This is a genomic window from Acinetobacter sp. TR11, assembly GCF_027105035.1.
Classification (GTDB): domain Bacteria; phylum Pseudomonadota; class Gammaproteobacteria; order Pseudomonadales; family Moraxellaceae; genus Acinetobacter.
The window spans coordinates 1,175,893-1,188,357 of the sequence record NZ_CP114256.1; the positions used below are offsets into that span (position 1 = coordinate 1,175,893).

Genomic DNA, 12,465 nt, shown 5'->3' on the forward strand with positions numbered 1-12,465 from the left:
TAGCGCTGTTCATGTTTTACCATATAGCATAGAAAAGATGATGTTTTGATGAATAAGGGCTCTGCATGCAACGTATCGCTATTAATGGATTTGGTCGAATTGGTCGAAATGTATTACGTGCGTGGTTTGAGAGTCCAAAGCAATTTCAGTTTGATATCGTCGCAATCAACGACATTGCAGACGTACAAACTTTGGTACATTTGTTTAAATACGATACCACCCATGGACGTTTTGCAGGTCAAGTTGAAATTCAGATTGAAAATGAGCAGATATTTTTAAATATTCAGTCCAATCAACGACAGTTAAAATTACAAGTCTTTAAGCAAGCACAACCTGAATTGCTCTCTTGGGCAGATTTAAAAATAGATGTGGTATTGGAATGTACAGGTCTATTCCGTTCACGTGCTGATGCAACTCGCCATGTCGAAGCAGGGGCAAAGCGGGTCATTATTGGGGCTGCGCCTTTTGATTCGGTCGATGCTGCAATTGTCTATGGTGTCAATCACAATGATGTGAAAGCAACTGATCAAATTATTTCCAGTGTTTCATGTACCACACAGGCATTAGTACCATTAGTTAAAATTATTGATGATGCTTTTGGTATTGATACGGCATTAATGACAGAAATCCATGCGGTTACAGCAGATCAATCGGTATTAGATCACGCACACCGAGATTTACGTCGTGCGCGCGCTTCAGGACAAAATATTATTCCAACAACTTCGAGCGCATTAGGGGCATTAAAACAAGTGATGCCAAAAATGGAAGGCCGAATTGATGGTTATTCTATTCGTGTTCCAACCATTAATGTCGCAGCAATTGATTTGAGTTTTGTCTCGCATTCAGCCATTACAGTGCATAAAATTAATCAAGTATTGAGCAAAGCGGCACAACTTGATTATGCGCAGATTATGCAAGTGACAGATGAAGATTTGGTTTCAAGTGATTTTAATCATTCGCCCTATTCTTTAATCGTCGATTTAACTCAAACCATGGTGGTGGGTCATCAAGCCAAAGTGTTTGCGTGGTATGATAATGAATGGGGATATGCGAATCGTTTACTTGATTTGTGTGAATCTTTTTGTCGTTAAATAGATCATATATTAGAAATAAAATTTGAGGATAAAATTATGACATTGATGTTGATTTGGGGCTTCCTGATTGTTTTATTGGTGGCTGTTGCTTTTTTATTTTGGTTTCAGTTTAAGACATCAACAATAGTACCAAACCAAGATACACACGTTTTACAACTTGAGGGAAAAGTTGTACATCTAGAGTTGCATCTAAAAAAGAGTTTGGAAATTATGCAAGATTTAGCAAAGAAGATGCATGTACAACAAGAAGTTTTAGATAGAACTGTGGCAAATATCGCAGCATTGGAGAAACAAAATGCTGAGTTAGTGAATGTGTTGGAAATCGTGGTGAAGGGCGGTAATAATAAAGGTCTCTAATTTAGCAATACTCTTATGAAATTTTGAGTATAAAAAACCAAAATACAAAAGATTTAGTGGACTAAAACAATTGATTGTCATTCTATAGACAATATGTGATTTTTCCAAAAAATTATGTTCAGATTTATGAGCAAGTGTTCTTCTTTACTTTATTTATACTGAGGTATATTGGAATTGGTCGTTCAAATATTGGCCGAATCTTATATAAAAACCTTAGGTTTGATATATTGATTGACTAATTTCAATCTATTGAATTAACTCGTTAATTGTAGTTTAAAGATTCAAGATAAAGAGAATTGAATCAATCACATTTCTTCAAATTCTCAGGTGCATCATATAAATCTTCGTGCTACACTACGCTGAATCGGGCATTCACCCGATTTTTTTATGTGGTTGCTTTTTGTGTGGATGCCTCCACATTGAACAGATTTTAGGTTTGAACATGACCATTTCAGAGACATGGTTGCTCCCTGATGGGGTAGCAGATGTATTGCCCGAACAAGCGCAAGTTGTTGAAGCTTTGCGTAGACAAGCATTAGATTTTCTTGCAGTTCGCGGTTATCAATTGGTATATACACCATTTATTGAATACATCGAATCGTTATCTTCACTTTCAGAATCAAATCAAGACTTAGATTTGGTTACATTTAAAGTTATTGATCAACTTTCAGGTCGTTTGCTTGGTGTCCGAGCGGATATGACACCGCAAGTTGCACGTATTGATGCGCATGTTCGACCAATTGAAGGTGTAGCTCGTTATTGCTATGCAGGTACAGTCCTTCATACAAAACCGCAAAACTTTAATGCAACACGCGCTCCACTCCAGTTGGGTGCGGAGCTATATGGTCATGACAGCATCGAAGCTGATGTCGAAATGATTGATGTTATGCTTGGTTTGTTGGAAAAAACAGATAGTTTACAAGGTGTTCACCTAGACTTAGGTCATGTTGGTTTATTCCGTAGTCTGGTTAAGCGTGCTGGTTTAAATAAAAATACTGAAAATCAGCTGTCTGATTTATATCAGCGTAAGGCTTTACCAGAATTAGAAGAATTTACTCAAGACTTGCCAATGGGTACTGATTTTTATGCTCTAGGTCGTTATGCGAGCGATCTAGAAGCTTTGCAAGCACATTTAAGTCCAGATGTTTTAAATGATGTTGATTTTAAAAATGCGTTTGATGCATTGAGAACAACTTTTGCAGAAATAAGATCTCGCTGGTCTAGTCTTGATATTGGTATAGATGTCATTGAACTGCGTAGTTACCACTATCATACGGGTTTGATGTATGCCATTTATGCGCCTAATCGCGCTGCGCCACTTGCTCAGGGTGGGCGTTATGATGGTATTGGTGAGCACTTTGGTCGTGCTCGTCCAGCAACAGGTTTTAGTTGTGATTTATATGCTTTAGGCGCTACACAATTTGCTGAAATTGAAACAGTTGTCGCTCCTAAAGGCAATCAACAAGATCTATTGAATGCAATTGCTGATGCACGTACTCAAGGTTTAAGTGTAGTGCAATTGTTAGGTAATGATGATTTAAGCTCTGTACCTTGTGCGACGCATCAAATGGTGTCGCAAAATGGGCAATGGGTAATTGAAAAAATTTAATTGCTAAGTTTAAAAAAAACTTAGCTTCCAATTTTAACAGCATGATGTAATGAGGCTATTATGGGCAAAAATGTTGTGGTACTGGGTACCCAATGGGGCGACGAGGGTAAAGGTAAGATCGTCGACCTGCTCACAGATCAGGCGGCTGCGGTCGTACGCTATCAAGGTGGACACAATGCAGGTCACACACTTGTCGTCGGTGGTAAGAAGACTGTATTACACCTCATTCCATCAGGTATTTTACGTGAAAACGTATTGTGCTTAATCGGGAATGGTGTTGTTCTTTCTCCTGAAGCATTAATTAAAGAAATGGCAATTCTGGAAGCGGAAGGCGTACCTGTTAAAGAGCGTTTACGTATTTCACCAAACTGTCCTTTAATTTTGCCAAACCATATTGCACTAGACCAAGCACGTGAGAAAAAACGTGGTAATGCCAAAATTGGTACAACAGGTCGTGGCATTGGTCCAGCTTATGAAGATAAAGTTGCACGTCGTGCTGTACGTGTAGCTGATTTAATTCGTGGTGGCGCATTACTTGAAGAAAAACTTAAGGAAATGCTAGAGCTGCATAACTTCCAACTTTCTCAATTCTACGGTGTTGATGAAGTGAAGTTTGAAGATGTACTTGAGCTTTGTAATCAATGGCGTGAAGTGCTTGCACCATTAGTGATTGACGTGACCAAAGTGTTACATGATTACCGTAAAGAAGGTAAGTCAATTATGTTTGAAGGTGCTCAAGGTTCGTTACTTGACATCGATCATGGTACTTATCCGTTTGTAACAAGTTCTAATACAACCGCTGGTGGCGTAAGTTCTGGTTCTGGTATGGGCCCATTACATTTAGATTATGTATTAGGTATTACTAAAGCATATACAACACGTGTTGGTGCTGGTCCATTCCCAACTGAGTTGCACTACGATGCTGCTACAGATACGGGTGATGCGATTGGTCGTCATTTAGGTACTGTGGGTCACGAATTTGGTGCATCTACTGGTCGTCAACGTCGTTGTGGCTGGTTCGATGCTGAAATCCTACGTCGTTCAGTTGAAGTAAACTCATTATCTGGCATTTGCTTGACTAAGCTTGATGTATTAGATGGTTTAGAAGAAATCAAAATCTGTGTAGGTTATGAAGATGTTGATTCAGGCTGTGCAGGTTCTTCTGATGCAATTTCATTTGAAAGCTTAAAACCAATCTATGAAACAATGCCAGGTTGGAGTGAATCAACTGTTGGTTTGACTCAAATTGATCAACTTCCTGCAAATGCATTGGCTTATGTGAAACGTCTTGAGCAGTTAATTGAATGCCCAATTGATATTGTTTCTACAGGTCCAGACCGTGCGGAAACAATTGTATTACGTCATCCATTTTCAGCATAAGCTGATGTGAGGATTGAAAAGCTCCCGTATGGGAGCTTTTTTATTTTATAGATTTAGTTATTCAAACGGCCTAGCAAAAAATCAGCTTTTGATTTCAATCTTTATTATTTCACAGCTTAAAAAATCCTCGTTATATTAACGATACATTCAAACAAAGAGGGCTTTAATGATGACGAAAAAGAGAATCCGTTACAATGGATATGAATTAGCATGCCAATGTTAATTCAATCCAAAGTGATGAATGAGGTACAAACCAATTTTGATCGGGCGGGGAGCGAAATTGGTTTGAACATGTTTAATATAATAAGAACAAACCTTAAGCTTAAACATAAGACTGATAAAAGATTTAAGAGAACTGAAAGGTTCTCTTTTTTATTCAGTATTTTCCTCAACCTCTTTCACTGCATTATAAGCAGCAGTAGGTTCAATATTTAGTAGTTTTTTGCCAAAGCTTCTGAGCCACCAAACCAGTTGAGAAGTAAAAGGAACTGTTGCACTAACCTCAACAATATTTTCTTCTAACGGCGTAATCTTTTGGTCTTTACTTAACTGACTTTCATAAAAACTTTTTGCTGTATTTTCTGTCATCGTCAATTTGAGTTGAATCTGTTCAGTCGGTTTGTTGTAATCTACACGGAAACCAAGCGCACCAGATTCAATATAGTTATCAATATCAAAATTTACGGGATGTAAAGCACGGCTATCAAGTACAGTTGCTGCTTTAAAGCGGTGCAAGGCAAAAGTTTGTACTTCAGTTTTATCATTTCTGGTACAGATTAAATAAATTACTGCACCTTTTTGAACCAAAGCTAAAGGATTTAAAATATAGGACTTATCTTCGCCTGAATTGGTTCGTGCTTTATATACACATTCAATTTGTTTATCTTGTAGCAAGCCTTCATAAATTGCTTGTTGAGCTTGTTTATCAACCATCGGAGGGATTAATGGTTGCGAAGCAGGAACAATACGAACGCGATTGATCCATTGTCTGACATTGTTTTGTGTAGACAAACTACGTTTTGCCAGATCAAACCAAGGTGTCATTTCCTCAAGTAAACTTGGCGGAAGTAAGTGTCTTAAATGCTCTTCTACCATCATAAAAGTTACAGCTTGAGAGCTGGTCATATGTGGCAAGCTTTGGATTGGTGCATCTGAACGCCAACGCCAACCTTGCGGTACAGTCTTATTGCTTTCAATGGGAAAGCGTTGAGCAATCTGATTTAAATCCCGCTGAATGGTTCTCAGGCTAATTTCGATTCCTTCACGTTGTAATGTTTCTTGTAATTCACGTGTCCCCATCCATTTCCCTGTAGAAAGACGAGACAATATCTGCCATTGGCGATAAAGGCTATTGGAAGTTTCTTTTTCTTGTACGGATGACATAAGCGTAATACGTAATTTAATGGTCTAAAGCAGACACAATAAAAAAACTAGCACTATTTAGCAAGCCTATGATCTTGAGATTACGTATTTACGACTGAAACAACTGTCGATTTATTGAATGATCTTAAGTCTGATGAAAAAAATAATCGCTTTATATAAGTGGCATTGAAATTGCTTATTTAAGATATAAATAAATGATGAGACGAGGTTTCTATGTCAGAACAAGAACACCACCTACATGTCAGTGCGGATTATTATACTCAAGAGCAAACGGCAGCGGTATCAGTCCATTCGTCTACATTTATCCCACAGCTTAGTGTCAGCACAAACTTGTTTGAACAGCTTAAATCTGAGTTTTTTAACGAGATGCTTGATGACAAAAGTTTTAATGCGGAAGCTTCGAAAAAAATTGAACAGTGGTTGAGTATTCGAAGTCTCGATGAGTTACGAACACTTGGGAATCAAGCGAAGCAACATTTCCTTTATCAGGGAATCACATTTAATGTTTACGGCGATCAAGAGGGTGCTGAGCGAACCATTCCTTATGATTTGATTCCAAGAGTGATTGAAAAGAAACAATGGGAAAAAATTTCATCAGGTTGTGCACAACGCGTGAAAGCACTCAATTCATTTTTGGATGATATTTATCATGGGCAAAATATTTTAAAAGAGGGGCTTATTCCTGCTGATCAAGTGATTACGCATGAAGCATTTCAGCCACATATGTTAAATCATCATCTTAAAGGGAAGGTTTATTCACAAATCAGCGGTATTGATATTATTCGTGATGGTCAGGGTGATTTCTTCGTACTTGAAGATAACTTAAGAACACCGTCTGGCGTATCTTATATGATTGAGAGTCGTAAGATTAGTCAAAAACTAATGCCTGATTTGTGCATCAGTAACAATTTGCAAGGTATAGAACAATATCCAACTTTATTAAGAGCAATTTTAGAAGAGAATGCTTATGTGGATAATCCACTTATTGTGGTATTAACACCGGGTCGTTTTAACAGTGCTTATTATGAGCATTCATTTTTAGCACGAGAAATGGATGTGCCATTAGTCACAAGTCGAGATTTATTTGTTGAAAATGATCGAGTGTTTGTTAAAACAATTCGTGGTCGTCAGCAAGTTGATGTGATCTATCGCCGTGTCGATGATGACTTTCTTGATCCGTTAACTTTTAGACCTGATAGTACATTAGGCGTCGCAGGCTTGATGTCGGCTTATTTGCAAAAAAATGTTGTGATTGCAAACGCACCAGGTACAGGTGTTGCTGACGATAAATCAATTTATCCTTATGTTGATAAAATGATTAAGTTTTATTTGGGTGAAACAGCAATTTTAAATAATGTTCCGACATATCAATGTCGTGACCAAGAACAATTGGATTATGTCCTTCATAATTTAGAAAAATTGGTCGTGAAAGAGGCTCAAGGTTCGGGTGGTTATGGCATGTTGATTGGGCCGCAAGCAGATCAGCAACAAATTGAACTATTTAGACAAAAAATTATTGAAACACCACACTTATATATTGCGCAACCCACTTTAGCGCTTTCGGTTGCACCAACATTAACGTCTGAAGGGGTTGCTGAGCGACATATTGATTTACGTCCATTCGTTTTGAGTTCTCCTTACCGTACTGAGATTGTGCCGGGTGGTCTGACTCGAGTTGCGATGCAAGCGGGTTCTTTAGTGGTTAATTCTTCTCAAGGCGGTGGTATCAAAGATACATGGGTTGTAGAAACATTACATTCTTGAACGTTTTCCTTAAGAGTTTTAGTCCAAAGTATCTGGCCTAATGCCGTACTTTGGGAAATTTGATCATATATAAGGGAGGACATTTATGGTTTTACTTAATTCAAGCGCTCATCATATTTATTGGTTAGGTCGTTATTTATTTAGAATTGGTCATGTTGCTAGCCATTTGCCATTTTGTGATGATGAACAAGCAGCAGGTTTTGCTCAAGCGCTTTGTTTACATATTGATGATGCTGATAATCTGAATAATTTTATGCTAGATCATCAACAACCCTATTCTTTATTGAGCCAGCTTGAGATTGCTCGAGATAATATTCAAGAATTACGTGGTTTACTGACAGCTCATACTTATGCTGAGCTGAATCATATAATTAAAAATGCAGTATCTGATGGTGAAGAGATTCAAGCCGTCGTAGGGAAGTGTTGTGCTCTCTTAAAAACAGAACAAAACGATGTTTTCTTATTCTTTCATGTTGGACAATGTATTGAAAAAATTGATACGCATTTCCGTTTTCAACATAATATTCAGGATGTTATAGCTTCGATTGATCCGATTATTGAACAGTTATTTGAACTAGGTTGGGATGACTTGCAGCCAAATTGGCAGATTCTAAAAGAGCAACCTTATTTAAATCAGTTTTATGCTTTCACCTATAAGCTAGAAAATCAATTTGAGGCATTCTCATGAAACTCATGGTGAATCATCAAACGCACTATCGTTATACGCAAGTTGCTCGAAATAGTGTGCAATCGATTAAAATGATGCCGCAGAGTTCTATGCACCAAAGCATAGAAAACTGGCATATTAGTGTGCCGGGACAATATTCATGTCAAAGAGACGCATTTAATAATTTATGGATTACTGCAACTCAGAGACATGAATATCGCTACTTGACCATTATGGCGCAAGGTGTCGTTGATTTATATGCAACAGAACTCGGTTATGTAGAAACGGATGTTTCTCCAATGCTTTTTTTGCAGCGTACCATGATGACGTGTTGCGATCTAAGTATGCTTGATTTTGCTCAGGCAGTGGTCAAAGTAAAAGATCGTAAGCATTTAATACTTTTATCTGAGAAAATTTTACAACAAGTTCAGTACCAGCCTGAGACCACCTCAGTGACGACTTCTGCAATTGATGCATTTCATGCAAGACAGGGTGTATGTCAAGATCATGCACATATTTTAATTGCGATGTGTCGTGGATTACATTTACCAGCTCGTTATGTATCTGGCTATATCTATGATGAAAATCAACCGCACCTAGCCAGTCATGCATGGGCTGAGGTTTTTGTAGAAAATGAGTGGTATTGTTTCGATGTAAGTAACCAGATATTTACCCCAAAAAATCATATTTATGTCGCAGTTGGTCGTGATTATCTAGATGTTGCACCAATTCGAGGTATCCGTGAGCAAGGTGGGGTGGAAAGTATGATATCTACGGTTCAAGTTTTGGCTTGTTGAAGGTAAGAGAAGAAGAGATGACCTATTGTTGTGCATTAAGATTAGAGCAAGGTTTGGTATTGATTAGTGATACTCGAACTAATGCAGGGGTCGATCATATTTCTGTATTTCGTAAATTACATACCTTTGGTGTTGAAGGTGAGCGTTTTATTGCATTGCAAACAGCAGGTAATTTAGCAACAACTCAAGCTGTCATTGGTCATTTACAAAATGCTTTAGCATTGCATCAAGAGCCAAATTTATATAGCGCAAATACCATGTTTGAAGTTGCTGAATTAATTGGAAAGACTTTGCGTAAGGTGCTTGAGGATGTTACGACTGATACTCAGGAACAGATGAATTATTCCTGTAGTATTTTGGTCGGTGGACAGATACAAGGTGAGGAGATGCAACTTTATAATGTCTATCCTCAAGGCAATTTTATTTGTGCCACTACTGATACACCATATTTTCAGATTGGTGAAAGTAAATATGGAAAGCCAATTTTAGATCGTGCACTGCACTATACGATGCCATTGGATGATGCGTTACGTTGCAGTTTGATCTCTTTTGACTCAACATTAAGGTCTAATGTTTCTGTTGGATTACCTTTAGACGCGTTGGTTTATCATAAAGATAGTTTTAAAATCCCTGAAGGAAAACGCATCCGAGAAGATGATCCTTATTTTACTCAAATTAGTAAGCAATGGTCTGAAACCTTACGCCGTGGACTTCAAGAGTTGCCAAAACCTACGACTGATTATGGTTTGTAATCATCTAAGAAAAATCCAAGCAAAGGCTTGGATTTTTTATCTGTTTTAAATCACTTTTCGAATGGGTCTATTACTTAACCGACATAATAATTCGTAACCAATGGTGCCGTTTGCCGCAGCGACATCATCGACGAGTCGATGTTTGCCCCATAGTTCTACTGTAGTACCTAATTCAGCTTTAACCTGAGTAACGTCAATCGCAATCATGTCCATGCTGACACGACCAATAACAGGAACAAGTTGTTGATCAATCGCAACGAAATTTGGTTTTAAATAAGCACGTGGGTAACCATCACCATATCCAATGGAAACAATGGCAATATTTGATGGGTATGAAGCCGTAAAGCTAGAACCATATCCTACAAATTCACCTTGTTGAATTTGATTGAGCGCAATGATTTCTGCACTAAAGGTCATTACAGGCTTTAAATCAAGTTCATATATATTTTTGTCAGCAAATGGACTTGCGCCATAAAGCATGATACCTGGGCGAACGAAATCGAAATGCAATTCAGGATATTTATAGATCGCAGCAGAGTTACAACACGATGCTAAGATAGGGGCGCATGCTTCTTTGACATGGAGAAATTGCTGCTTTTGTTGTTCATTTAAAGGGTGATCGGCATCTGCATTGGCAAAATGCATGGTGAGGACACAGCTAAAGCCTTCCGATTTTAAACGTTGGATGACATCGATAATTTCAGTCACTTTAAAGCCTAAACGGTTCATTCCGCTATTTAGCTTGACCCAAACTTTTAAGCCCAAAGCATTATAAGCTTGCTTATGCTGAATCAACCATTCAACTTGCTGACTTTGATGAATCAGGCATTCGAGTTTGTACTCAATTACTTGTTGCATTTCGTCTTCTGAAAATATGCCCTCAATCAAGGTGATTGGCTGAGTATATCCGAGTTGCCTGATCTCTAAAGCTTCTTCTAAACAGGCGACACCAAAGGCATCTGTTGCATCCAAGGCGGCTAAACAGTCTTTAACTCCATGTCCATAGGCATTGGCTTTGACCATACTGACAATTTTTGAATGTGGAGCAAGTTGTTTAACACGATTTAAATTATATTGTAGTGCATCACTATCAATATAAACTGTTGCTTGGCGCACCCTGATTTCTCCTTTGGGTCGACATGGAATATTTAAGGCAGATCAATAACTGAGGGACTATTCCTCGTCATCGTATTGAGCATAGAACTCAGGTGAAAGGTTACTAAAGCGAGTGTATTGACCTTCAAAGGCAAGACGCACTGAACCAATTGGACCATTACGTTGTTTACCGATAATAATTTCGGCTGTACCAGCTTCTTTAGACTCTTTGTTATAGACTTCATCACGATAGATAAACATGATCAAGTCGGCATCTTGCTCGATTGCGCCTGATTCACGTAAGTCTGACATCACAGGCCGTTTATTTGGTCTGTTCTCCAAACTACGGTTCAACTGAGACAGTGCAATGACAGGGCATTGCATTTCTTTGGCCAATGCTTTTAAGCTTCGAGAAATTTCGGAAATCTCACCCACACGGTTATCGCCCATGCCCGGCACTTTCATCAACTGTAAGTAGTCGACCATGATACAGCCGATTTTTCCATCATGCATTTTGGCAATACGTCGCGCACGCGCACGAAGTTCGGTTGGCGGCAGAGCAGAGGAATCATCGATATAGAGGTGCATTTCTTGTAATTGAAGAATAGTTCCTGTGACTTTGGTCCATTCGTCTGCATCAAGATTACCTGAACGTAGATGACCTTGATGGACTTTACCCATTGCTGAGATCAAACGCATAGCAATCGAATCTGCTGGCATCTCCATTGAGAATACGAGAGCAGGTAAGCGGTTGTATTGCAGTACACTTTCAACTAAGTTCATGGCAAAGGTAGTTTTACCCATCGAAGGGCGGGCTGCAACAATAATCAAATCCCCAGCTTGCATACCTGAAGTTTTATTATCTAACTCTAAGAAACCTGTGGTTAAACCTGTAATGTTGCCATCTAATTTAGAAAGTTCATCGAGTTTAGAAATCACATCAGCAGTGACAGAGCTAATCGATTTTGGCCCTGAATCTTTCTTGTTATTGTTATGCTGTTCGGCCAAAGAGAAAATACTGGTTTCTGCTAAATCTAGGATCTCACTGACAGGGCGACCTTTAGTGTCATAAGCATTTTGCAAAATATCACTACTGACTTTAATCATTGCACGTAGTGTTGAAAATTCTTTAATTTTATTGGCATAGATTTCAAGATTATAAAAACTTGAAGGTGAATCTGCCATCAATTGCATTAAATATTCTTCACCACCAATTGCATCAAGCAGGTTCTGTTTGAGTAACCAATCATTGACCAATACAGCATCATAAGGCGAGTTTTCTTGTGCTAGTTTTTCGATGGCACGATAAATATATTTATGACGTGTCGCATAAAAATCATTTTCTTTAAGCAAATCGCTGACTTGTTCAAATGATTCGGCAACTGTCATTAACGCCGCTAATACAGCTTGTTCAATTGCGAGATTGTGCGGTGGTGTACGAAATTCTTTTAATTGACCTGAGTCACTCACTTTACTCTCTGTGTTTGGAGAATTTTTCGTAAAATTGGCATTCGCCTGTGACATAACAAGACCTAATAAAAAGATGAAACTGTAACGACTGACTATC

11 protein-coding genes are annotated in these 12,465 nt (G+C 38.4%); 8 read left to right on the forward strand and 3 right to left on the reverse strand.

What is annotated here, in order from left to right:
- The first annotated feature begins 65 nt into the window (after nt 1-65).
- The 4 genes from O1450_RS05685 to O1450_RS05700 all read left to right on the forward strand — a co-directional run bounded on the left by O1450_RS05685 (nt 66) and on the right by O1450_RS05700 (nt 4,440).
- Complete coding sequence (locus O1450_RS05685) at nt 66-1,091, forward strand: type I glyceraldehyde-3-phosphate dehydrogenase (RefSeq protein ID WP_269230024.1); 1,026 nt, start codon at nt 66-68, stop codon at nt 1,089-1,091.
- Between the two features lie 39 nt (nt 1,092-1,130).
- Entirely contained in the window at nt 1,131-1,451 is a 321-nt protein-coding gene (locus tag O1450_RS05690; protein ID WP_269230025.1) for a hypothetical protein, read from the forward strand.
- Between the two features lie 442 nt (nt 1,452-1,893).
- Nucleotides 1,894-3,060: an ATP phosphoribosyltransferase regulatory subunit gene (locus O1450_RS05695; RefSeq protein WP_269230026.1), complete on the forward strand. Its 1,167-nt coding sequence runs from the start codon at nt 1,894-1,896 to the stop codon at nt 3,058-3,060.
- Nucleotides 3,061-3,120: 60 nt separating this feature from the next.
- Nucleotides 3,121-4,440, forward strand: coding sequence for an adenylosuccinate synthase (locus tag O1450_RS05700; protein WP_004661353.1), 1,320 nt, complete (start codon nt 3,121-3,123; stop codon nt 4,438-4,440).
- A gap of 372 nt (nt 4,441-4,812) precedes the next feature.
- Here O1450_RS05700 and O1450_RS05705 read toward each other — a convergent pair whose 3' ends face one another.
- A complete protein-coding gene (locus O1450_RS05705) occupies nt 4,813-5,823 on the reverse strand; it encodes a helix-turn-helix transcriptional regulator (protein ID WP_269230027.1) in 1,011 nt (336 codons plus the stop codon).
- Nucleotides 5,824-6,036: 213 nt separating this feature from the next.
- Here O1450_RS05705 and O1450_RS05710 point away from each other — a divergent pair, with 213 nt between their 5' ends.
- The 4 genes from O1450_RS05710 to O1450_RS05725 all read left to right on the forward strand — a co-directional run bounded on the left by O1450_RS05710 (nt 6,037) and on the right by O1450_RS05725 (nt 9,803).
- A complete protein-coding gene (locus tag O1450_RS05710) occupies nt 6,037-7,587 on the forward strand; it encodes a circularly permuted type 2 ATP-grasp protein (protein ID WP_269230028.1) in 1,551 nt (516 codons plus the stop codon).
- 85 nt (nt 7,588-7,672) lie between these two features.
- On the forward strand, nt 7,673-8,275 hold the full coding sequence (locus O1450_RS05715; protein WP_269230029.1) for an alpha-E domain-containing protein: 603 nt from the start codon (nt 7,673-7,675) through the stop codon (nt 8,273-8,275).
- Nucleotides 8,272-9,051, forward strand: a complete 780-nt coding sequence (locus O1450_RS05720; RefSeq protein WP_269230030.1) for a transglutaminase family protein — start codon at nt 8,272-8,274, stop codon at nt 9,049-9,051. The genes O1450_RS05715 and O1450_RS05720 overlap by 4 nt, the downstream gene beginning before the upstream one ends.
- 17 nt (nt 9,052-9,068) lie before the next feature.
- Nucleotides 9,069-9,803: a proteasome-type protease gene (locus tag O1450_RS05725; RefSeq protein WP_004661362.1), complete on the forward strand. Its 735-nt coding sequence runs from the start codon at nt 9,069-9,071 to the stop codon at nt 9,801-9,803.
- Between the two features lie 45 nt (nt 9,804-9,848).
- On the opposite strand, the gene alr is transcribed toward O1450_RS05725, so the two are convergent.
- Together alr and dnaB are read right to left on the reverse strand one after the other, a co-directional pair.
- Complete coding sequence (alr, locus tag O1450_RS05730) at nt 9,849-10,919, reverse strand: alanine racemase (protein WP_269230031.1); 1,071 nt, start codon at nt 10,917-10,919, stop codon at nt 9,849-9,851.
- Nucleotides 10,920-10,976: 57 nt separating this feature from the next.
- Nucleotides 10,977-12,422: a replicative DNA helicase gene (dnaB, locus tag O1450_RS05735; protein WP_004661364.1), complete on the reverse strand. Its 1,446-nt coding sequence runs from the start codon at nt 12,420-12,422 to the stop codon at nt 10,977-10,979.
- Between the last annotated feature and the right edge of the window lie 43 nt (nt 12,423-12,465).

Coding starts and splice junctions, on each gene's coding strand:
- O1450_RS05705 (WP_269230027.1), bottom strand. CDS start 5,823: ATGTCATCCGTACAAGAAAAAGAAACTTCCAATAGCCTTTATCGCCAA.
- O1450_RS05690 (WP_269230025.1), top strand. CDS start 1,131: ATGACATTGATGTTGATTTGGGGCTTCCTGATTGTTTTATTGGTGGCT.
- O1450_RS05700 (WP_004661353.1), top strand. CDS start 3,121: ATGGGCAAAAATGTTGTGGTACTGGGTACCCAATGGGGCGACGAGGGT.
- O1450_RS05695 (WP_269230026.1), top strand. CDS start 1,894: ATGACCATTTCAGAGACATGGTTGCTCCCTGATGGGGTAGCAGATGTA.
- O1450_RS05715 (WP_269230029.1), top strand. CDS start 7,673: ATGGTTTTACTTAATTCAAGCGCTCATCATATTTATTGGTTAGGTCGT.
- dnaB (WP_004661364.1), bottom strand. CDS start 12,422: ATGTCACAGGCGAATGCCAATTTTACGAAAAATTCTCCAAACACAGAG.
- O1450_RS05720 (WP_269230030.1), top strand. CDS start 8,272: ATGAAACTCATGGTGAATCATCAAACGCACTATCGTTATACGCAAGTT.
- O1450_RS05725 (WP_004661362.1), top strand. CDS start 9,069: ATGACCTATTGTTGTGCATTAAGATTAGAGCAAGGTTTGGTATTGATT.
- O1450_RS05685 (WP_269230024.1), top strand. CDS start 66: ATGCAACGTATCGCTATTAATGGATTTGGTCGAATTGGTCGAAATGTA.
- O1450_RS05710 (WP_269230028.1), top strand. CDS start 6,037: ATGTCAGAACAAGAACACCACCTACATGTCAGTGCGGATTATTATACT.